Here is a 20,270-nt window from a genome sequence, read left to right on the forward strand (position 1 = left end):
GACCTCAGCACGGGCGATGGCCACGGTCATCGAGTGCCGTGCGGAGGGCCACCTGAGTGCGAACAACCTCAGACATGGGCCTGCCCCTCTGGCCGCCCCGGCACCCACTGACCAAGCCGCGCCGAGGGCCGGAGCAGCGCCACCGGGCTGCCCACATGAGGTTCCGTCGAGCACCCCCGAACAGGAGCCTGCCTCATGCGCCCCAGCGAGTACGACGCCGAGAAGACCGCCAAGGCGACCCGTGTGGGCAGGCCCGTCGCGCGCCTGGAGCGTCCCGGAGCGATCTCCGGCCCGCCGGTCCCTCTCTACGTGGTCACGAGCGCCCCGGGGAAGCGGTTCATGGTGACCAGCTTCAACCCCGGCGGGCGACGACAGGGCCAGGCGCTGCTGACTCGAGGGATGCAGCGCACCTTGGAGCAGGCCGTCTTTGCCTCCCGGGTCACCCAGGGGCGGCTGTTGTTCCCCGACGAGGCGACCCTGCGCGCGGTGGTCACGGCGGTGCGCAACGAGACCCCTCGGCTCGCCCAAGCTCTCCAGGCGTCCCTCATGCTGCCTGTGAACTATCACGTGAACGTCGTGACCACGGCACTGGACCGCAAGTACTACCCACAGCGCGGCACCGACACCACGAGCCTCAACGGCTGGGCCGCCGCCTTCGGTGTCGCGGCCGGCGACGTCCCGGCTGCCACCGTGCACCTGTTCGAGCAGGCAATGCGGATCCGTGAGCCGGCCGATGTCTTCGCTGACTGGGACGCCACCGGGTTCGACTACGAGTATGCAGCGCTCGACTTCCTGACCGGCGGCCGCTCCCTGGTCGGGGACATCTACGGCGAACGCGCCGCGACCAACCTGGCAACCTGGTGGGGGGTCGCGACCCGGCTCGACTACCTCGGGCGCAACCGTGCCGCCATCGAGGGGACGGTCACGCGAGTGTGGTCGGTCGGTCGCGGTCGGTTCGAGGCCCTCGGACCGGTGACCACCCGCGCGGGCAAGCGCCTGATCCCGCTGCCGCCGATGCAGCCCGATGGCGCGATGATGTCGAACCTCGGGCGCGGATACCGACTTGCGGTCATGTCCGTTCGGGCCTGGGCGGGAGACGCCACAACGATCGTGGGGCGTGTCGAAGGCCGTGCAGACCTGGCCGATGACGCGGAGCACATGCTGACCGAGGAGCCGTACTTCGGACCCCCAGATAGCGGATCGACGTTGCAGTGCGACGCAGACCGTTGCAAATGCTGCCCTCTGCGTCGCACTGCACGCTCCGTACACACTGCGACCACCATCACGACCGCCCAATGGTGGTCGTGACGGGGGTCAACCTGACACCCCCCGCGCCTTGACGATTCGGTATACGCCTACGCGGAGCAGACGCTCCCCGCCTCTGTAGGTGGCTGCCGCCTCGCACAAGATCGGACCGGACTTACCGGACACTCGCCAGGGGATCGCGGTCACGAGTGCGTGCTCGTCTGGGCAGGGCCGTGACGGTCGGGCTGCCGCCCCCGGTGCTCGCTTCGCTGCGCGCCGAGGTTGCCCCTTCACCTGGGCCACACTCGTGGCACCCGGGCGCTGCCGGGTCGCGCGCTCGGGACTTCGCTACCGTCGGTCCGTGGCATTCACCATCGAGGTAGTCGTACGCGACTCGGCCGGGCTGTGGGACATCATGACTGCCGTCGGGACTGTCGGGACGGTGATCGTGGCTGTTGTTCTCGGGTTACGGGAGCAGCGCGCAGCATCGCGGGAAATAGCCCGACTCGAACAGGACCGGGACCGTGCGGTTGCTGCTGAGGTCCGCCGCGACCGAGAGCATCAGGCTCGGCACGTTGCCGTGTGGCGCGACACCGACCCTCCAGAAATCTGGGAATGGTGCGGGGAGGATCTACCTCCGGAACCAACGCATCGGCTCTGGATAGCGAACCAGAGCGAAATGCCCGTGTTTGACGTGACGCCGTGTGTCGACGACGGGCAGGGAGCCACTTCGTTCGAGGTGTCTCGCCCCGCAATCCGTCCCGGCGAGTCGATCTGCGTCGACCTGCCCGGGAACCCGCACCGGGCGTTGTGGTTCTTTCGCGACGTTCCAAGCAACGAATGGAGCCGTGATTCAGGGGGGATCCTCGACCTCGTGCGGCCTTCAGATGCAGCGGCCGAGGACAGCTGAGGCCGTCACCATCGCGGGATCACGAAGCCCCAGGTTTCCAGGAACCTCGCGGTCCACACTCGGAGAATGGGCGAGGTCAACCCCGTGTCAACGGCGGCGCTGAACCGGCAGGTGAGCGCTGAGGTGCGGGCGCAACGGGCCTGGACGGCCCGGGTCGCGGGCGCGACGTGGGCTCAGGTCGCACAGACAGTCGGGTACGCGGACAAGTCGGCGGCCTACCGGGCGGTGCGGAACTACTTCGGGCAGGTGCCGCACCCGGACGCGGACCTCGCGCGGGAGATGTGGCGTGAGCGCATGGAGCAGCCGTCTCCACCGAGATTCGTCGGGGTGAGGCGCTCGCGCTGCACTGGTCGCAGGTTGACCTGACGAACGGCACTGCCCGCGTTACCGGCACTCTCTCGCGCACCGGCGGCTCGCTGGTCGTCTCGCCCACGAAGACGGACCGGTCCCGGCGGACCGTGCATCTTGCTGAGGGCACGGTCTCGGTGCTGCGCTCGGTCAAGGCAACGCAGGCACGCGCCCGGCTCAAGGCGGGCGACCAGCGGGGCCGACAAGGGGCACGTTTTCACCACCGACCTGGGCCGTCCCCTTGACCCGCGCAACGCGCTACGCGCCCTCACGACGGCAGCGAAGCGGTCCGGGCTGGAGGACGTCGGCCTCCACACCCTGAGGCACACGGCGGCATCCCTCATGCTCTCGTCGGGCGTCGGGCTCAAGGTCGTCTCGGACGTCCTCGGGCACGCGTCCATCACGGTCACGGCGGACACGTACGGGCACCTTCAGCCGGACGTGACAAAGGCCGCCATGGCGACGCTCGACGCCGCTCTCAACGGCCGCCCGAGGGCCGTCTGAGCCACCGATGGTGGTCGGAAATGGTGGTCACGCCTGGTCGAGAGACAACGAGAGGCCGTCCCCACCGTAGTGGAAACGGCCTCTGACCTGGGCTTTCACCCTGGTCGGGCTGACAGGATTTGAACCTGCGACCCCTTGACCCCCAGTCAAGTGCGCTACCAAGCTGCGCCACAGCCCGTCGGCCCGTCAACGTGGCACCGTGGTGCCACCCCGGAGGGCCGACCGAAATACTACCCCAGGTCGGACACTGCTCCTGCATCGACGCGGGCACCGGTCAGCGGAGAGTCACGGACCTCGCCCAGCACGCGCGCGGTGGCGAGGGCAGCGGCCGCGGCCTCGTACCCCTTGTCCTCGTGGGATCCGGCCAGCCCGGCGCGGTCGAGGGCCTGCTGCTCGTCGTCGCAGGTCAGGAGCCCGAAGCCGACGGGCACGGTGTGGTCGAGGGCCACGCGGTTGAGCCCGTCGGTCGCGGCGGCGCACACGTAGTCGAAGTGCGGCGTGCCGCCGCGGATCACGACGCCCAGCGCGACGACGGCGTCGTACCCGGCCGCCGCGAGCGCCTGCGCGGCCACGGGCAGCTCGAACGAGCCCGGCACGCGCACGACCCGGGGCTCGGCGACCTGGTGGTCGGCGCACGCCCGCAGGGCGCCGTCGAGGAGGCCGTCCATGACGACCTGGTGCCAGCTCGCGGCGACGACGGCCACGCGCAGGTCGGAGCAGTCCACGGGGGCGACGGCGGGGGCGCCGGCGCCGCTCATCGGGTCGCCCCGGCGGCGATCGGGGCGGGCGTGGTCGGGGTGCGGTGCATCGGAGCTCCTCCGGTCGGTGCGTCGTGCAGGGTGTCGGTGAGGTGCGGCAGGTCGTGGCCCATGCGGTCACGCTTGGTGCGCAGGTAGCCGAGGGTGCGCGGGTGGGCGGGCAGGGCGAGCGGCACGCGCTCGACGATGTCCGCTCCCCCGGCGACGAGGCCGTCGACCTTGGCGGGGTTGTTCGTGAGCAGGCGGACGCGCGGCACGCCGAGGTCGCGCAGCACGTGCGCGGCGGCGGTGTAGTCGCGGGCGTCGGCGGGCAGCCCCTGGTCGAGGTTGGCGTCGACGGTGTCCCGGCCGGCGTCCTGCAGCGCGTAGGCGGCGAGCTTGGCGGCCAGGCCGATGCCTCGCCCCTCGTGCCCGCGCAGGTAGACGACGACGCCGCGCCCGGCCGCGACGACCCGCCGCAGCGACTCGTCGAGCTGGGGACCGCAGTCGCAGCGCAGGCTGCCGAACGCGTCACCGGTCAGGCACTCGGAGTGCACGCGCGTCAGGACCGGCGCCCCGGCCGGGTCCGCGAGGGCGTCCAGGGGGCCGGCCACGAGGGCCACGTGCTCGTCGCCGGTGCGGGTGTCCCGGTACGCGACGGCGGTGAGGTCGCCGTGGCGGGTGGGCAGGGTGGTGACGGCGACCCGCTCGACCAGCATCTCCGTGGCCTTCCGGTAGGCGACGAGGTCGGCCACGCTGATCAGGGTGAGGTCGTGGGCGGCGGCGAACTCGCGCAGCGCCGGGAGCCGCATCATCGTGCCGTCGTCGTGCACGAGCTCGGCGAGCACGCCCGCCTCGCCGCGCCCGGCGAGGCGCGCGAGGTCGACGGCGGCCTCGGTGTGCCCACGCCGCTCCAGCACCCCGCCGGGCCGGGCGCGCAGCGGGAGCACGTGCCCCGGCCGGGTCAGGTCGGCGGGCGCCGACGCCGGGTCGGCGAGCAGCCGGGCGGTGCGCGCTCGGTCGGCGCCGGAGATGCCGGTCGTGCCGCCGGCGGCGGCGTCCACGGTCACCGTGTAGGCGGTCCGGAAAGCGTCCTGGTTCGCCTCGACCATGAGCGGCAGCCCGAGCCGGTCGAGGATCTCGCCCGCCACGCCCACGCACACGAGGCCGCTGCTGTGCCGCACCAGGAAGCCCATGAGCTCCGGGGTGGCGGCGTCGGCGGCGAAGATGAGGTCGCCCTCGTTCTCGCGGCTGGCGTCGTCGGCGACGACGACGGGCCGGCCGGCGGCGACGTCGGCGACGGCGCGCGCGACCCGGTCGACGGCGGCGCTCACAGCGCCGCCCCTGCCGTGGCGGCCAGGCCGTGGGCGAGGTGGCGCTCCACGTACTTGCTGAGCACGTCGACCTCCAGGTTGACCTTCTCCCCCACGGCTCGGTGGCCGAGGGTGGTGCGCGCCCGCGTCTCCGGGATGAGGCTCACGGTGAACGAGGCATCCCCGACGCTCACCACGGTCAGGCTCACGCCGTCGACCGCGATGGAGCCCTGCGCCACGACGTACCGGGCCAGGTCTGCGGGCAGCGCGATCTCCACGACCTCCCACTGTGTGCCGGGCGTCCGGGCGAGCACCGTCCCGACGCCGTCCACGTGGCCCTGCACGACGTGCCCGCCGAACCGCCCGTCCGCCGCGAGCGCCCGCTCGAGGTTGACCTCGTCGCCGGGTCGCCGCTCGCCCAGGCTGGTGCGCCGGAGGGTCTCGGCCATGAGGTCGGCGGTCCAGGTGCGGCGACCGCCGTGCTCGCCGGTCTCCGCGACGGTCAGGCAGCAGCCGTCGACGGCGATCGAGTCGCCGTCCCGGGTGCCCGCCAGGACGGTGTCCGCGGCGAGGGTGATGCGCGCGCCGTCCGCGTGCTCACGCACGGAGACGACGGTGCCGAGCTCCTCCACGATGCCGGTGAACATGGTTCAGCGCTCCTTCCGCGGCCGCAGGGTGAGCCGCACGGTGGGGGTGTCGGTGGGGTCGGCGGGGTCCTGGGGCAGGACGGTCACGTCGATCAGGTCGAGGCGGGCGGCGTCGGCGATGGTGCCGATCCCGAGGTCGGCGACGGCGGAGGCGCCGACGCCCAGGAGCGCGGGGGCGACGTAGGCGACGACCTCGTCGACCAGGCCGGCGCGCCAGAACGCGGCGGCCAGCGCGGGGCCGCCCTCCAACAGCACGCGCCGGTGCTCCTGGTACCAGAGCTGCTCCAGCACCTCGTGCGGGTCGTGGGTGCGCAGGTGGGCCACGGTCTCGCCGGCGGCAGCGGCACGTGCGAGCCGTGACGACGCCGGCAGCTCGCGGAGGCCGACGACGACCCGCGCGGGCTGCGGGCCCGTCAGGGGTGCGTGGCGCACGCCGAGGTCCGGGTCATCGGCCAGGGCCGTGCCGGTGCCGACCATGACGGCGTCCGAGGCGACGCGCAGGCGGTGCACGTCGTGCCGCGCTGCCCGGCCGGTGATCCAGCGCGAGGTGCCGTCGGCGGCCGCGGCACGCCCGTCCAGGGTGCTCGCGACCTTCCAGGTCACCACGGGCCGGCCGAGCTCGAGCGCGCGGGTCCAGCTGTCGTTGAGCGCGCGTGCCTCGTCGGTGAGGACCCCGCCGACGACGTCGACGCCGGCGGCGCGCAGCCGCGCGGCGCCTCCCGAGGCGGCAGGGTTGGGGTCGTGCTGCGCGTGCACGACGCGCCGGACTCCGGCGTCCAGGAGGGCGTCGACGCACGGGCCGGTGCGCCCGTGGTGGTTGCAGGGCTCGAGGGTGACGACGGCGGTCGCGCCGCGCGCGGCGGCCGGCCCGAGCCGGCCGACGGCGGCGCGCAGCGCTTCGACCTCGGCGTGCGGCGTGCCGGCACCGAGGTGGAAGCCCTCGGCGAGGGTCGCGCCCTCCGCGTCCAGCAGCAAGCAGCCCACGCGGGGGTTGGGGCCCCGAGGGGGGATCCGCGCGGCGAGCTCGAGCGCCCGCCGCATCGCGGCCCGCTCCGCCCCGGTGGCATCGGCCCCGGTCGCGCCGGCGCGCGTCGTCGGGGACTCCGCCTGCGGCTGTTCCATGTGTCCTGCCCCTGTCGTCCGGTCGCGGACCCCGGGGTGCAGGAAGGCAGGGTCAGACGTGCTCGCGACCGGCCGGTCCGCGCGACGCCACGCGGGGTGGCGTCGGCCCACGAGGGCCGGGGACGGACCGGACGGGGAGCCGTCGCGTGCGCTTCCCATCCGGACTTTGACCGTCGGTCCAGGAGTTCCACCTGGTCAACCGGTCACAGGCTGTGACCGGGTCGCGGACTTTCACCGCCGGCTCGGAATTTCACCGACCCCAGAGCACGCGAGCAAGTTCGCTCGTCACCGTCGACCGTGCCACGCGGCGCCGCCTCCTGGCAAGCGCGGGTGGCGCACGTCACCCGGCGGCCACCGGTCAGCGTGTCGTCCCGCGAGCGGTGCGCAGGTCGTCGTCCCGGCCGAGCGCGACCCCGAGCGCCGCCAGCACCAGCAGGTCCACGACCAGCCCGGACACCGCCGCCCACTGCACCGCCCGGAAGGCCAGGAGCTGTGTGACGAGCAGGCTCACGAGCACGCCGCGTCGCACCCACACCGCCCCGCCACGGTGGTCGCCGGACCCGACGAGGACTCCCCGCACGACGCACGCCACCGTCGCCGCCACGGCCGCGAGGATGCCGACGCCGACCCAGCCCGGGACGTCGACTCCCCCGGTCAGGACGCGGAGCCCGACGACCAGCGACGACGTCACGGTGCCCAGCACGGCGACGACGACGACCGCCGCGGCCCACCGGTGCTCCAGCGCCTCGGCGAACCATCCGGACGCGCGCCGTACGAGGACGCGCACCAGGTCCGGTACCGCCACGTCGTCGCGCGGCACGGCCTCGACCAGGGCGGACACCTCGTCCGCGCCGGGCTCCCCGCGGCCGCGGGCGACGAGACCTCGCGCCTCCTCGCGCTCGGCGTCGGTGAACCCGCCCGCGACCCCAGCGACGGCACGGTCGGTCGCGACGGCCAGGTACTCGGCGGGGTGATGGGCCCGCCGCCCGTGCAGCGCCTCGACAAGGAGGACCAGGACCACGACGACCGCGTAGATGAGCGCCGCCGTCGGCGCGTAGAAGTAGTCGTTGTCGGAGGTGACGAACTTGCCGATCTCGTCGACGAACAGGCCGAAGCCGACCCCGCCGAGCATCGCCCCCAGCGAACGCAGCGCCGGCCCCACCCACGAGAGCAGCACCACCACCGCGAGCGCCATGCCGAGGCCGCCCCACAGGACGTGCGCCACGTGCAGTTCGCCGCCGCCCACCTGCGGGTAGCCCGAGACGGCGAGCAGGAACCGCGTGACCAGCACCGTGGCCACGCTCACCACGAGGAACGTGACCAGGTGCCGCACGGCGGAGGTGTCGCGCGCCGCGCCGAGGCGCAGCAGGCGACCCCTCCGGGCGAGCGGGGCAGCGCTCATCGGCGACTCACGGGCGGCTCACCGGGGCGTCACCGCCGCCGCTTCTCCCGCACGCGCACGCTGATCTCGATCGGCGAGCCCTCGAAGCCGAACGTCTCGCGCAGGCGACGCTCGATGAACCGGCGGTACCCGGCCTCCAGGAAGCCCGTCGCGAAGATGACGAAGCGCGGCGGGCGCGTGGACGCCTGAGTGCCGAACAGGATGCGCGGCTGCTTGCCGCCGCGCAGGGGGTGCGGGTGCGCGGCCACGAGCTCGCCGAGGAACGCGTTGAGACGTCCGGTCGGGATCCGGGTGTCCCAGGACTCGAGCGACGTCTCGAGCGCGCGGGTGAGCCGGTCGGTGTGCCAGCCGGTACGGGCCGACACGTTGACGCGCGGCGCCCACTGCACCTGGACCAGGTCCTTCTCGATCTCACGCTCGAGGTACGGGCGGCGGTCCTCGTCCATGAGGTCCCACTTGTTGTACGCGATGACGAGGGCGCGCCCGGCGTCGACGGCCTGCGAGATGACGCGCGTGTCCTGCTCGGTCATCGGCTCGGAGGCGTCGACGAGCACCACCGCGACCTCGGCCTTCTCGATCGCCGCCTGGGTGCGCAAGGAGGCGTAGAAGTCCGCGCCGCGCGTCTGGTGCACGCGCCGGCGGATACCCGCCGTGTCGACGAACCAGTACGGCACACCCTTGATCTCGACGAGCTCGTCGACAGGGTCGCGGGTGGTGCCGGCGATCTCGTCGACGACGACACGCTCGGCGCCCGCGATCTTGTTCAGCAACGACGACTTGCCGACGTTCGGGCGACCGACGAGCGCCACGCGGCGCGGGCCGGCAGGCCGCAGCTCGCCGTGCTCGGACACCTCGGGCAGCACCTTCATCGCGGCGTCGAGCAGGTCGCCGGTGCCACGCCCGTGCAGGGCGGACACGGGGTGCGGCTCCCCCAGCCCGAGGGCCCACAGGTAGGCGGCGTCCGCCTCGCCGGACGGGCCGTCGACCTTGTTGGCGCACAGCACGACGGGCTTGCCCGACCGGCGCAGCAGCTCGACGACGCGCTCGTCGGTCGACGTCGCACCGACCGTCGAGTCCACGACGAAGATCACGGCGTCGGCCAGGCCGACCGCGACCTCGGCCTGGTCGGCGACCTTCGACTCGATGCCGGCGACGTCGACCTCCCAGCCGCCGGTGTCCACCAGGACGAACTCGCGACCCGCCCACTCGCCGGGGTAGCTGACGCGGTCGCGCGTGACGCCCGGGGTGTCCTCGACGACGGCCTCGCGGCGGCCGAGGATGCGGTTGACCAGGGTCGACTTGCCGACGTTCGGGCGGCCGACGACGGCGAGCACCGGCAGCGGCGCCTCGCCCGGCCCGAGGTCGTCCTCGTCCCACTCGGCGTCCAGCAGGGCGCGGTCGGACTCGTCGAGGTCGAAGTCCTCCAGCCCGGCACGCAGGGCGCGCTCGCGCGCCTCGTCGTCCGCGTCGGACTCGAGGACCTCGGCCACGGCGTCGAGCTCAGGCTCCTCCGCGGCCTCCGCAGCGGCCGCGGGGGCGGGCGCGGTGGTGGGGTCGTCGGTGGGCTCGGCAGCGGGCACGGAGCCGTCGGCGGGAGAGGTCATGGGCACCATTCTCCCAGGCCGAGCGGCGTGTCACGAACGAGACGCCCGTCACCGTGCCCTCGGGCCACCGGGACGACCGGCGGGCGAGGCCGTCAGGCGGTGACCTGGGCCACCACGGCGAGGACCGCGTCGACCGTCTGGTCGAAGTCGAGGTCCGACGAGTCGACGGTCACGACGCCGTCCGCCGCGACCTGGAACTGGCTCACGGTCGAGTCGTCGCGGTCGCGCCGCAGCACCTGGTCGCGGGTGGCCTCGACGGAGCCGGCGTCGGCCGCGCCGTGCACCTCGAGCGACCGCCGGCGCAGGCGCGCCTCCTCGCTCGCGGTGAGCAGCACGCGGGCGTCGGCGTCGGGCGCGACGACGGTCGTGATGTCGCGGCCCTCGGCCACGATGCCCTGGCCACCCGAGAAGCCGTCGGGTGCGTTCTCCGCCTCGATCGCGTCGCGCTGGCGCCGCCGCAGCTCCGCGCGGACCTCCAGGTTCGTGGCGACCTGGGACACGGCCGTGGAGACCTCGGTGGTGCGGATCGCCTCGGCGACGTCGCGACCGTCCAGGTGCACGGTGGGCGCCGCGGGGTCCAGACCTATCTCCAGCGGCATGGCGCGCACGGCGTCCGCGACCGCGGCCTGGTCGGCCAGGTCGGTGCCGCCCTCGACGCACCACAGCGTCGCGGCGCGATACATCGCCCCCGTGTCGAGGTAGGCCAGCCCGAGCCGGGCGGCCACCGCCTTCGAGACGCTGGACTTTCCGGACCCGGAGGGACCGTCGACGGCGATGACGACCACGTGTGAGCTCACCTTCTGTTGTCGCGCGGGATGTCGCGCGGTGTCTGCTGGACGGGAGGACGGGTGCGGCGACGTCACATGTCGACGTCGCGCATCAGGGTGCCGAGCTCGGTGCGACCGAGCACCCGCGTGCGCCCGACCCGCAGGTCACCCAGCGCGATCGGGCCGATCCGGGTCCGCACCAGGCGCGTGACCGGGAAGCCGACGGCGTCGAGCATGCGGCGCACGATCCGGTTGCGGCCCTCGTGGAGCACGACCTCGAGCATCGTCTCGCCCGGCACGGAGTCGACGACGCGCACCTTGTCCGCGCGGGCGATCCCGTCCTCGAGCTCGACCCCGTCGGTCAGCTGCTTGCCGTGGCGCGGGTAGAACTCGCCGCCGGTCACGGTCACGAGGTAGGTCTTGCGGATCTCGTAGCGCGGGTGCGCGAGCCGGTTCGCGAGCTCGCCGTCGTTGGTGAGCAGCAGCAGGCCCTCGCTGTCGGCGTCGAGGCGACCGACGTGGAACAGGCGCTCGGGGCGGTCTCGCACAAGGTCCGCGAGCGTCGGGCGGCCGTCCGGGTCGCTCATCGTCGACACCACGCCGAGCGGCTTGTTGAGGGCGATCGTCACCTTCGAGGCGTCCAGCTGGACGCGCATCCCGTCCACGTGCACGACGGCGGTGGCAGGGTCGACGCGGACGCCGAGCTCGGTGACGAGCACCCCGTCCACCTCGACGTGCCCCTCGGCGATCAGGTCCTCGCACTTGCGGCGCGACCCGAGCCCCGCCTGCGCGAGCACCTTCTGCAGGCGGACGCCGTCCGCCACGTGGACGTCACGGTCCGGCTCGTCCGATCGGGGGGCGGGCCGCCGGGGGGCGGCCTTGCGGGGGCGCTGCGGGCGCTGTGCGGCGGGTCCCTGCGGGCGGCTGGTGCGGCGGCTCCCGCCGCGGCGTTCGGTGCTCATGGTGCCCGATTCTCTCAGGTCGGGCGGGTCCTGCCCGACGGCGCCGCGTCAGCCCCCCGTCGTGGCGGGCCGGTGCAGCGCCAGCACGGCGGCGAACGCAGCCGCGAGCCGGGGTGCGACGACGTCCTCGTCGTCCACGTCGCCGCACACCATGGCACCGTCCCGCAGCATCATGAGCTCCGCGGCCACGGCCCGGGGGTCGTCCGCGCCGGCGTCGCGCGCCACGTCGGCGAAGAACTCCGCGTACCGCGCGCGGTGCCGCGCCACGGCCTGGCGCACCTGGTGCGCGGGGTCGGCGTACTCGGCCCCGGCGTTGACGAACGCGCAGCCGCGGAACTGCGGGCCGGTCGCCACGGCCCCGAGCGCCTGCGCCAGCGCGGCGAGCGTCCCGGCCGGGTCGCTCTCGTGCTCCGCCCGCAGCCGGGCGAGCAGGGCGCGCTCCTCCTCGCCGATCGCGTCCAGGTAGGCGACGACGAGATCGTCCTTGCCGGGGAAGTGCCGGTAGAACGTGACCTTGGACACGCCGGCCGCGGCGATGACCTTGTCGGCGCTCACGGCCCTGATCCCGTCCGCGTAGAACAGCCGGCTCCCCGCCTCGAGGATCCGCTCGCGCACCCGCCCGCGCCGCTCGGGGCGGGCTCCCGGGGCGCCGGTCCCGGCCTGCGTCGTTCTCATCGCTCCAACCTCTCATGCCGTCCGGCCGGGACGCGTCGTCGCCGGGTGCTTGCGGCAACGGGCACCGCGTGATCTAGTAGACGAACTAGTAACTCTACCAACGGGGCCGACGCCGTCGGCCCGATCAGGAGGTCCCCATGAGCGCGCTGTACACCGCGGTCGCCACCGCCACCGGAGACGGACGGGACGGGCGTTCCCGGTCCGACGACGGGCTGCTCGACGTCGACCTCGCGATCCCCAAGGAGATGGGTGGCACCGGCGGTGCCACCAACCCGGAACAGCTCTTCGCCGCCGGGTACGCCGCGTGCTTCCACTCCGCGCTGAAGCTCGTCGCCCGACGCGAGAAGGCGCCCATGGCGGACTCTGCCGTGGTCGCGGAGGTCTCGCTCCTGCCCACGCCGGAGGGCGGGTTCCGCCTCGCCGTCGCGCTGCATGCCGAGATGAGCGGCGTCGACCAGGCGACCGCGGACGCGCTCGTGGCCGGTGCCCACCAGGTGTGCCCCTACTCGAACGCCACGCGCGGCAACGTCGACGTGACGGTCGACGCCACCGTCGCCTGATCCGCGGGGCTCACGCCCCCAGCCCGTCCTCGGCCCGGCCCCGGAGGCCGGCCGAGGACGGGTCCAGGCCGATCGCCTCCCCGACGTCGGGCAGGTGCGGGGCGAGGGGCGGCAGGGCGTCGAGCGACGTCCAGCCCATCCGGTCCAGGAACTCCCCCGTGGTGCCGAACAGCACCGCGCCGGTCATCGGGTCCTGGCCCGTCTCGGCGATCAGGCCACGCGCCAGCAGGGTGCGCACGACACCGTCCACGCTGACGCCGCGCACCGCGGACACCTGACCGCGCGTGACCGGCTGGCGGTAGGCGATGACGGCGAGCGTCTCCAGCGCCGCCTGGCTGAGCCGGGACGACTGCCCCTCGAGCACGAAGGCTCCCACGACGTCGGCCTGCGCCCGCGCCGAGTAGATGCGCCAGCCGTCGGCGCCCTCGCGCAGCTCGAACCCGCGGGGACGCCCGCCCGACTCGCCGCGGTACTCCGCCGCCAGCTCCGCGAGCACGGCGGACACCTCCGGGACCGGGCGCGCCACGCCCGCAGCCAGCCGCTCCACCGGCACCGAGGCCTCCGCGACCATGAGCACCGCCTCGAGCGCCGCCGCCAGCCCGCCTGGCAGGTCGTCGACGTCCACCTCGACCGCGAGCGCCCCGGCGGCCACCGCCTCCTCCGGTCCAGCGGCGTCGCTCCCTGGACCGGCGCCCGAACCGGTGCGGTCCGACTCGGCCGGCGCAGCGTCCGTGCCGGCCTCCGTATCCTGCGTCATGCCACGACCTCCGTCATGTCCCGCCCGCCCGCGGCAGGCCCGTCCGTCCCGCCGTCCTGGGCGAGGGACCCGTCGAACTCCTCGAAGCCGGCGGCGAGCTCGCCGTCGTCCTCCCCGTCACCGTCCGGCCCTCCGTCGTCGGCCGTCCAGCGCACGGTGAGCTCCCCAAGGGCCGACGCCTGCTCGAAGGCGACCCGGCCGTTGCGGAACAGCTCCAGGAGGGCGAGGAAGCGTGCCACGACCACGAGCCGTTCCTCGCCCGCCACGAGCGCGCGGAACGTGGCGACGTGCTCGCGCCGCAGCCGCCGTGCCACGACGCCGGCCTGCTCCCGGACGCTCACCGCGGGGGCGTGCAGGTGGTCCAGGCCCACCACGGGAGGCGCCTTCGGCTCGAGGGCCTTGGCCGCCAGCTCCGCCAGGCGGGCGCCGTCCAGCGTCCACACGAGCTCGGGCAGGAGCGCCGTCAGCTCTGGCTCCAGCGGCACCGACCGCGGCACCCGTCGCCCCTCGGTCTCCAAGCGCTCCGCGAGGATGCCGGAGACCTCCTTGTAGGCGCGGTACTGCAGCAGCCGCGCGAACAGCAGGTCCCGGGCCTCGAGGAGCTCCAGGTCCTCGGCGTCCTCCTCGACGAGTCCCGGCAGCAGCCGGGCCGCCTTGAGGTCCAGGAGGGTGGCCGCGACCACCAGGAACTCGCTCGCGGTCCCGAGGTCCCACGACGGGTGCTCCTCGCCGCGGGCCGTCGCGGCGCGCGCCTCCTCGTCGGCCGCCCGGATGTGCGCCACGAACTCGTCGGTCACGGCCGCGAGCGCCACCTCGGTGACGTCGAGCTCGTGCTTCGCGATCAGCGAGAGCAGGAGGTCGAACGGCCCGGTGAAGTTCGTGAGGTGCACCTGGAAGCCCGCGGCCGGGGCCTCGGGCTCCGCGACGTCGGCGGCAGGCCCCGCGGCGACGTCAGGCGGCGTCACCACGGGCGACGAGCTCGCGCGCGAGCTGCCGGTAGGCGGCGGCCCCGGCGTGCGTCGGGGCGTAGTTGGTGATCGGCTCCGCGGCGACGGAGGCGTCCGGGAACTTCACGGTGCGCCCGATGACGGTGTGCAGCAGGGTGTCGCCGAAGGCCTCGTGCACGCGGGCCACGACCTCGCGGGAGTGCAGCGTGCGCGAGTCGTACATGGTCGGCAGGATGCCGTCGATCTCGAGCGCGGGGTTGAGCCGGTCGCGCACCTTCTCGATGGTCTCCACGAGGAGCGCGACGCCGCGCAGCGCGAAGAACTCGCACTCCAGCGGGATGAGCACGCCGTGGGCGGCCGTCAGCGCGTTCACCGTCAGCAGCCCGAGCGACGGCTGGCAGTCGACCAGGATCACGTCGTAGTCGTCCAGGGCAGGACGCAGCGCGCGGGCCAGCACCGACTCGCGGGCCACCTCGCCGACGAGCTGCACCTCCGCCGCGGAGAGGTCGATGTTGGCGGGCAGGACGTCGAGACCCTCGATGTGGGTGGGCTGCCGGACGTCGGTGAAGCTGACGTCCCGCTCCATGAGCAGGTTGTAGACGCTCAGGTCGAGGTCGTGGGGGCTGACGCCCACCCCGACCGACGCGGCGCCCTGGGGGTCGAAGTCGACGAGCAGCACCCGGCGCCCGTACTCGGCCAGCGCCGCACCCAGGTTGATCGTGGTGGTGGTCTTGCCGACGCCACCCTTCTGGTTGCACATCGCGACGATGCGCGCGGGCCCGTGCGAGGCCAGCGGCGAAGGGTCGCGGAAGTCGGGCATCGGCCGCCCGACGACGTCGGTGCGCGGCTCCTCGAACCCGCCGGCCGGACTCCCCGGGGCCGGGCTGGTCGCGGTGTCCGCGGCCGGTGAGGCGTCGCTCGTGGTCGTCTGCGTCATGGTGTCGCTCCCGAGTCCCTCGCTCACCTGCGTCACGCTACCCCAGCCCCTGGCGGGGCCCGGGCGGCACGCCGGGCGCGCCGCCCTTCGCCGCCGGCATCGCATCGTGGGTGCTGACCTGATCCTCAAGACCGCGTGATGAGGATCAAGTCAGCACGCACGTTGGGACACCGGGGCGTCAGCCGAGGGCACGCGGGTGCGCGGCGGCGTACACCTCGCGCAGCGCGTCGGGGGTCACCATCGTGTAGATCTGCGTGGTGGTCACGGACGCGTGGCCGAGCAGCTCCTGCACCACGCGGACGTCGGCGCCGCCGGCCAGCAGGTGGGTCGCGAAGGAGTGCCGCAGCGTGTGCGGGGACACGTGCTGCGTCAGGCCGGCGCGCTCCGCCGCGCCCTGGAGCACCGACCAGGCGCTCTGCCGCGACAGCCGGGCGCCGCGGGTGTTGAGGAACAGCGCCGGGGTGCCCCGGCCCGCGGACGCGAGCGGCACCCTGGCCCGCACGAGATAGGCCTCGAGGGCGGTGCGGGCGTACGACCCGACCGGGACCACCCGTTCCTTGTCCCCCTTGCCCCGCAGCCGCACGGAGCCCGCGCCCGCCAGATCGTCGTCCCGGGCGCCGTCCGCAAGCCCGTCCACGTCGTCGACGTCGAGCCCCACGACCTCGCTGATGCGTCCGCCGGTGGAGTACAGCAGCTCCAGCAGCGCCCGGTCGCGCAGCGGGACCGCACCGTCGCCGGCGCCCGCCGCGTCGAGCAGCCGGGCCACCTCGTCGACCGACAGCGCATGGGGCAGACGGCGCAGGGTGCTCGGCGCGTGCACCTGCGAGGCGGGGTCGGCACGCGTCACGCCCTCGGCGTGCGCGAAGCGGTGCCAGCCACGCACGGCGGCGAGGGCGCGCGCGGTGGACGACGGCGAGAGCGGGGCGCCGCCGTCCGACCCCTGCCGCAGCACCACCACGTAGCCCTCGACGTCCTGCTCGCCCACGGCGTCCAGCCCGGGCCGCCCGGTGGCGGCGAGGTGGCGGGCGTAACGGTCGAGGTCGCGCCGGTAGGCCGTCACGGTGTTCGCCGACAGCCCACGCTCCACCCCGAGGTGCGCGAGGTACTCCTGCAGGGCGGTCGTCAGCGCGGGCGGCAGGGGCGGGACGGGCGACGAGTCGGGCACCGGCCCATCATGCCCCGTGCCAGCGACGACGCGGCCGAGCGGGTCGGCGCGTGCCCGGTCAGAACGGCAGGAAGACGTCCACCGCCACGGCGATGAACAGCACGGTGAGGTACGTGATCGAGCCGTGGAAGACCTTCATCGCACCGAGCTTGCCGCGCTCGGGGTGACCGGCGCGGCGCAGCATCGCGATCACGAGGTACAGGAACCAGGCGCCGGAGGCGATCGCGACGACGGTGTAGAACCACGACATCCCGGCGAGCGGGACGAGCGCGAGGGAGCAGGCGATCATCGCGGCCGTGTGCGCGACCATCTCGACGGCCACGCGCCGGTCGGTGGCGACCACGGGGAGCATCGGGACGCCGGCGTTGGCGTAGTCCCTCTTGAACTTCACCGACAGCGGCCAGTAGTGCGGGGGCGTCCAGAAGAAGATGACGCCGAACAGCGCCACGGCCGCCCAGCTGAGGGACCCGGTGACCGCGGCCCAGCCGATGAAGACGGGCATGCAGCCCGCGATGCCGCCCCACACGATGTTCTGCGGCGTGCGCCGCTTGAGGATCATCGTGTAGCCGACGACGTAGATGGCGATCGCGGCGAAGGTCAGCCAGGCCGACGGGACGTTGACCAGCAGGGCGAACCACAGCAGGGACACGACGCCGAGCGCCGTCGCGAAGATCAGCGCGGCCCGCGGGGTGATCTCTCCCGTGGCCAGCGGGCGTCGCTTGGTCCGGTTCATCACCTGGTCGATGTCGCGGTCCAGGTAGCAGTTGAAGACGTTCGCCGACGCGGCCGCCAGCGTGCCGCCGACGAGCGTCAGGAGCACGAGCCCCAGCGACGGCAGCCCGCCCTCGGCCAGGATCATCGTGGGGAGGGTGGTGACGAGCAGGAGCTCGATGATGCGCGGCTTCGTCAGGGCGACGTACGCGCTGACACGGTCGCGCCACCCCTTGCCCGATCCGTGGCCCGATCCGTGGCCCGGCTCGTGGTCCTGTCCCTCGCTCGTGTCCGCGGCCGCGCCGCGGCGGTCCGCCCGGACGGCATCGGCACGCTCCCGCTCCGCCCGCACCGCAGCACGGGTGGGCGTCGAGGGGTGGGGCGTCGTGGTGCTCGTGGTGCTCACGCGCGTGCTGGTCCGTTCTCGGCTGGGGGTCCGGGGAGCTCGGGCGACGTCGTTCGGTCGCCGCCTCATCGTACGCCGAGGTCATCGGCGGGGCGGCCCGGGTCACGACCCACCCGCTGTGAGAAATGTCCGACCCGGTGTCACCTCCCCCGCCGGACGGCCCGCCCGCCGCCCCGTACCGCCTCCGCCCACCAGGTGGGACGGAGCCCGCCGCGACAGGCGACGCGGGAATGCTCGGCGCTAGGGTGGTGCTGCACAACGGTGAACAGCGGGCCGCCCGTCCGGTCCGGCCCCTGCCGCCGTGCCCCGCCGCGACGCGTCGGATCCTGCCGGGTCCGAGCCTGCGGCGCCCCGTACCGGCAGAGCAGCAGCAATCACCCGGGGGCTCGCTCCGGGCAGGAAAGAGGCACATCTGTGAACGCGTTCGACCCCGTCGTCGCCCCGCTCGAGTGGAACTCGCTCGACGACCGCGCGGTGAAGACCATCAAGGCGCTGGCGGCCGACGCCGTCGAGAAGGTCGGCAACGGCCACCCCGGCACCGCCATCTCCCTGGCTCCCGCCGCGTACCTGCTCTTCCAGAAGACGATGCGGCACGACCCGTCCGACCCGCACTGGGTCGGTCGTGACCGGTTCGTCCTCTCCGCGGGCCACTCGTCGCTCACGCTGTACCTGCAGCTGTTCCTCGCCGGCTACGGCATGGAGATGGCCGACCTCGAGGCCCTGCGGACCTGGGGCTCGCAGACCCCCGGCCACCCGGAGTTCCGCCACACCCCCGGCGTCGAGATCACGACCGGCCCGCTCGGCCAGGGTCTGGCCTCGTCGGTCGGCATGGCGATGGCAGCGCGCCGCGAGCGCGGGCTGCTCGACCCCGACGCCGCGCCGGGCGAGTCGCCCTTCGACCACCACGTCTTCGTGATCGCCTCCGACGGCGACCTCCAGGAGGGCGTCACGTCCGAGGCGTCGTCGCTCGCCGGCACCCAGAAGCTGGGCAACCTGGTCGTCATCTGGGACCAGAACAAGATCTCGATCGAGGACGACACCGACATCTCCTTCACGGAGGACACCGTCGCCCGCTACGCGGCCTACGGCTGGCACACCCAGGAGGTCGACTGGACCTCGGGCGGCACCGGCTACGCCGAGGACGTCGAGGCGCTGGCGGCCGCGATCGCCGCCGCGAAGGCGGAGACCGACCGGCCGTCGTTCATCGCGCTGCGCACCATCATCGGTTGGCCGTCGCCCACCAAGCAGAACACCGGTGGCATCCACGGCTCGGCGATGGGCAGCGACGAGGTCGCGGGCCTCAAGACGGCCCTGGGTCTCGACCCGGAGGCCACGTTCGCCATCGACGACGAGGTGCTCGCGTACACGCGCTCCGTCGCCGAGCGTCAGTCGGAGCAGCGCGCCGCCTGGGACCGCTCGTACGACGCGTGGCGCACCGCCACGCCGGAGCGCGCCGCGCTGCTCGACCGACTCGTGGCCCACGAGCTGCCCGCGGGCTGGACCGACGAGCTGCCCGTCTTCGAGGCGTCCGAGAAGGGTGTCGCCACCCGCGCGGCGTCCGGCAAGGTCCTCACCGCCCTCAAGGACGTGCTGCCCGAGCTGTGGGGCGGCTCCGCCGACCTCGCGGGCTCGAACAACACGACGATGGACGGCGAGCCGTCCTTCATCCCCGTCGAGCACGCGACGAAGAAGTTCCCGGGCCACCCGTACGGCCGCACGCTGCACTTCGGCATCCGCGAGCACGGCATGGGGTCGATCCTCAACGGCATCGTGCTGCACGGCCTGACCCGCCCGTACGGCGGCACGTTCCTGCAGTTCGCCGACTACATGCGTGCGTCGGTGCGCCTCGCCGCCCTCATGGAGATCCCCACCACGTTCGTGTGGACCCACGACTCGATCGGGCTCGGCGAGGACGGCCCCACGCACCAGCCCGTCGAGCACCTCGCCGCGCTGCGCGCCATCCCCGGCCTCGACGTCGTGCGCCCCGCCGACGCGAACGAGACCGCCTGGGCCTGGCGCGGGATCCTCGAGAACACCGCGAACCCGGCGGGCATCGTCCTCACCCGGCAGAACGTGCCCACGTTCCCGCGCGGCACCGACGGCTTCGCCGGTGCCGAGGGCACCCTCAAGGGCGCCTACACCCTCCTGGACGCCACGAACGACGAGACCGGCGCGCCCGACGTGATCCTGGTCGGCACCGGCTCCGAGGTGCAGCTCGCCGTCGAGGCGCGCGAGGCGCTGGCCGCCGAGGGCGTCGCCGCCCGCGTCGTGTCGATGCCGAGCCGCGAGTGGTTCGACAAGCAGGACGAGGCGTACCGCGAGTCCGTGCTGCCGTCGGTCGTGAAGGCGCGCGTCTCCGTCGAGGCGGGCATCGCCCAGGGCTGGCGCGACGTGGTCGGCGACGCCGGCCGCAGCGTCTCCCTGGAGCACTACGGCGCGTCCGCGGACTACCAGACGCTGTACCGCGAGTTCGGGATCACCGCGGAGGCCGTCGCGGCCGCGGCCCGGGAGTCCCTCGCCGCCGTGCGCGGCGCTGGCGACGCTGCCTGAG

Annotated in this window: 19 protein-coding genes, 1 tRNA gene and 1 riboswitch; of the genes, 5 read left to right on the forward strand and 15 right to left on the reverse strand. The window is 73.8% G+C overall.

Annotation, left to right across the window (positions count from 1 at the left end):
* Positions 1–195: 195 nt before the first annotated feature.
* The 3 genes from ACWGKI_RS06535 to ACWGKI_RS06545 all read left to right on the forward strand — a co-directional run bounded on the left by ACWGKI_RS06535 (position 196) and on the right by ACWGKI_RS06545 (position 3,007).
* Positions 196–1,308 carry a hypothetical protein gene (locus ACWGKI_RS06535; RefSeq protein WP_452185649.1) on the forward strand — a complete coding sequence of 371 codons (1,113 nt, stop codon included), beginning with the start codon at positions 196–198 and terminating at the stop codon, positions 1,306–1,308.
* 298 nt (positions 1,309–1,606) lie between these two features.
* Positions 1,607–2,155: a hypothetical protein gene (locus tag ACWGKI_RS06540; protein WP_452185651.1), complete on the forward strand. Its 549-nt coding sequence runs from the start codon at positions 1,607–1,609 to the stop codon at positions 2,153–2,155.
* 465 nt (positions 2,156–2,620) lie between these two features.
* The gene (locus ACWGKI_RS06545; RefSeq protein ID WP_452185653.1) at positions 2,621–3,007 is read left to right on the forward strand and encodes a tyrosine-type recombinase/integrase; all 387 of its coding nucleotides are present in this window, start codon (positions 2,621–2,623) and stop codon (positions 3,005–3,007) included.
* A 101-nt stretch (positions 3,008–3,108) separates the two neighbouring features.
* On the opposite strand, the gene ACWGKI_RS06550 is transcribed toward ACWGKI_RS06545, so the two are convergent.
* The 10 genes from ACWGKI_RS06550 to ACWGKI_RS06595 form a co-directional block, all read right to left on the reverse strand.
* Positions 3,109–3,185: transfer RNA gene (locus ACWGKI_RS06550), tRNA-Pro, on the reverse strand.
* Between the two features lie 52 nt (positions 3,186–3,237).
* The gene (ribH, locus tag ACWGKI_RS06555) at positions 3,238–3,765 is read right to left on the reverse strand and encodes a 6,7-dimethyl-8-ribityllumazine synthase (protein WP_452185655.1); all 528 of its coding nucleotides are present in this window, start codon (positions 3,763–3,765) and stop codon (positions 3,238–3,240) included.
* Positions 3,762–5,078, reverse strand: coding sequence for a bifunctional 3,4-dihydroxy-2-butanone-4-phosphate synthase/GTP cyclohydrolase II (locus tag ACWGKI_RS06560; protein ID WP_452185657.1), 1,317 nt, complete (start codon positions 5,076–5,078; stop codon positions 3,762–3,764). The genes ribH and ACWGKI_RS06560 overlap by 4 nt, the downstream gene beginning before the upstream one ends.
* Positions 5,075–5,704, reverse strand: coding sequence for a riboflavin synthase (locus ACWGKI_RS06565; RefSeq protein ID WP_452185659.1), 630 nt, complete (start codon positions 5,702–5,704; stop codon positions 5,075–5,077). The genes ACWGKI_RS06560 and ACWGKI_RS06565 overlap by 4 nt, the downstream gene beginning before the upstream one ends.
* 3 nt (positions 5,705–5,707) lie before the next feature.
* Complete coding sequence (gene ribD, locus ACWGKI_RS06570) at positions 5,708–6,826, reverse strand: bifunctional diaminohydroxyphosphoribosylaminopyrimidine deaminase/5-amino-6-(5-phosphoribosylamino)uracil reductase RibD (RefSeq protein WP_452185661.1); 1,119 nt, start codon at positions 6,824–6,826, stop codon at positions 5,708–5,710.
* 142 nt (positions 6,827–6,968) lie between these two features.
* Positions 6,969–7,098, reverse strand: a riboswitch (FMN riboswitch).
* A gap of 86 nt (positions 7,099–7,184) precedes the next feature.
* A complete protein-coding gene (locus tag ACWGKI_RS06575) occupies positions 7,185–8,228 on the reverse strand; it encodes a hypothetical protein (RefSeq protein ID WP_452185663.1) in 1,044 nt (347 codons plus the stop codon).
* Positions 8,229–8,257: 29 nt separating this feature from the next.
* Complete coding sequence (gene der / locus ACWGKI_RS06580) at positions 8,258–9,832, reverse strand: ribosome biogenesis GTPase Der (RefSeq protein WP_452185665.1); 1,575 nt, start codon at positions 9,830–9,832, stop codon at positions 8,258–8,260.
* Positions 9,833–9,924: 92 nt separating this feature from the next.
* A complete protein-coding gene (cmk, locus tag ACWGKI_RS06585; protein WP_452185667.1) occupies positions 9,925–10,629 on the reverse strand; it encodes a (d)CMP kinase in 705 nt (234 codons plus the stop codon).
* Between the two features lie 62 nt (positions 10,630–10,691).
* Complete coding sequence (locus ACWGKI_RS06590) at positions 10,692–11,561, reverse strand: pseudouridine synthase (RefSeq protein ID WP_380243618.1); 870 nt, start codon at positions 11,559–11,561, stop codon at positions 10,692–10,694.
* Between the two features lie 48 nt (positions 11,562–11,609).
* Positions 11,610–12,236 carry a TetR/AcrR family transcriptional regulator gene (locus ACWGKI_RS06595; RefSeq protein WP_452185669.1) on the reverse strand — a complete coding sequence of 209 codons (627 nt, stop codon included), beginning with the start codon at positions 12,234–12,236 and terminating at the stop codon, positions 11,610–11,612.
* A gap of 137 nt (positions 12,237–12,373) precedes the next feature.
* Here ACWGKI_RS06595 and ACWGKI_RS06600 point away from each other — a divergent pair, with 137 nt between their 5' ends.
* Complete coding sequence (locus tag ACWGKI_RS06600) at positions 12,374–12,796, forward strand: organic hydroperoxide resistance protein (RefSeq protein ID WP_452185671.1); 423 nt, start codon at positions 12,374–12,376, stop codon at positions 12,794–12,796.
* 10 nt (positions 12,797–12,806) lie between these two features.
* Here ACWGKI_RS06600 and scpB read toward each other — a convergent pair whose 3' ends face one another.
* From scpB to ACWGKI_RS06625, 5 genes are all read right to left on the reverse strand, one after another.
* A complete protein-coding gene (scpB, locus tag ACWGKI_RS06605; protein WP_452185673.1) occupies positions 12,807–13,553 on the reverse strand; it encodes an SMC-Scp complex subunit ScpB in 747 nt (248 codons plus the stop codon).
* The gene (locus ACWGKI_RS06610) at positions 13,550–14,521 is read right to left on the reverse strand and encodes a segregation and condensation protein A (protein WP_452185675.1); all 972 of its coding nucleotides are present in this window, start codon (positions 14,519–14,521) and stop codon (positions 13,550–13,552) included. The genes scpB and ACWGKI_RS06610 overlap by 4 nt, the downstream gene beginning before the upstream one ends.
* Positions 14,505–15,320 (reverse strand): ParA family protein, encoded by an 816-nt coding sequence (locus ACWGKI_RS06615; RefSeq protein ID WP_452185695.1) that lies wholly within the window; start codon positions 15,318–15,320, stop codon positions 14,505–14,507. Before ACWGKI_RS06615 ends, ACWGKI_RS06610 begins: the two co-directional genes overlap by 17 nt.
* Before the next feature lie 295 nt (positions 15,321–15,615).
* The gene (gene xerD / locus ACWGKI_RS06620; RefSeq protein ID WP_452185677.1) at positions 15,616–16,602 is read right to left on the reverse strand and encodes a site-specific tyrosine recombinase XerD; all 987 of its coding nucleotides are present in this window, start codon (positions 16,600–16,602) and stop codon (positions 15,616–15,618) included.
* Positions 16,603–16,660: 58 nt separating this feature from the next.
* Entirely contained in the window at positions 16,661–17,719 is a 1,059-nt protein-coding gene (locus ACWGKI_RS06625) for a heme o synthase (RefSeq protein ID WP_452185679.1), read from the reverse strand.
* A 414-nt stretch (positions 17,720–18,133) separates the two neighbouring features.
* Here ACWGKI_RS06625 and tkt point away from each other — a divergent pair, with 414 nt between their 5' ends.
* Positions 18,134–20,269, forward strand: a complete 2,136-nt coding sequence (gene tkt, locus ACWGKI_RS06630) for a transketolase (protein ID WP_452185681.1) — start codon at positions 18,134–18,136, stop codon at positions 20,267–20,269.
* Position 20,270: the final 1 nt, after the last annotated feature.

The sequence above is a fragment of the Isoptericola sp. NPDC055881 genome (assembly GCF_053615895.1).

What these genes read in the sequence shown, in the direction of transcription:
- ACWGKI_RS06590 (WP_380243618.1), bottom strand. Translation starts at nt 11,561, where the DNA reads ATGAGCACCGAACGCCGCGGCGGGAGCCGCCGCACCAGCCGCCCGCAG.
- ACWGKI_RS06600 (WP_452185671.1), top strand. Translation starts at nt 12,374, where the DNA reads ATGAGCGCGCTGTACACCGCGGTCGCCACCGCCACCGGAGACGGACGG.
- der (WP_452185665.1), bottom strand. Translation starts at nt 9,832, where the DNA reads ATGACCTCTCCCGCCGACGGCTCCGTGCCCGCTGCCGAGCCCACCGAC.
- scpB (WP_452185673.1), bottom strand. Translation starts at nt 13,553, where the DNA reads ATGACGCAGGATACGGAGGCCGGCACGGACGCTGCGCCGGCCGAGTCG.
- ACWGKI_RS06615 (WP_452185695.1), bottom strand. Translation starts at nt 15,320, where the DNA reads ATGCCCGACTTCCGCGACCCTTCGCCGCTGGCCTCGCACGGGCCCGCG.
- ACWGKI_RS06595 (WP_452185669.1), bottom strand. Translation starts at nt 12,236, where the DNA reads ATGAGAACGACGCAGGCCGGGACCGGCGCCCCGGGAGCCCGCCCCGAG.
- ribD (WP_452185661.1), bottom strand. Translation starts at nt 6,826, where the DNA reads ATGGAACAGCCGCAGGCGGAGTCCCCGACGACGCGCGCCGGCGCGACC.
- ACWGKI_RS06575 (WP_452185663.1), bottom strand. Translation starts at nt 8,228, where the DNA reads ATGAGCGCTGCCCCGCTCGCCCGGAGGGGTCGCCTGCTGCGCCTCGGC.
- ACWGKI_RS06535 (WP_452185649.1), top strand. Translation starts at nt 196, where the DNA reads ATGCGCCCCAGCGAGTACGACGCCGAGAAGACCGCCAAGGCGACCCGT.
- ribH (WP_452185655.1), bottom strand. Translation starts at nt 3,765, where the DNA reads ATGAGCGGCGCCGGCGCCCCCGCCGTCGCCCCCGTGGACTGCTCCGAC.
- ACWGKI_RS06565 (WP_452185659.1), bottom strand. Translation starts at nt 5,704, where the DNA reads ATGTTCACCGGCATCGTGGAGGAGCTCGGCACCGTCGTCTCCGTGCGT.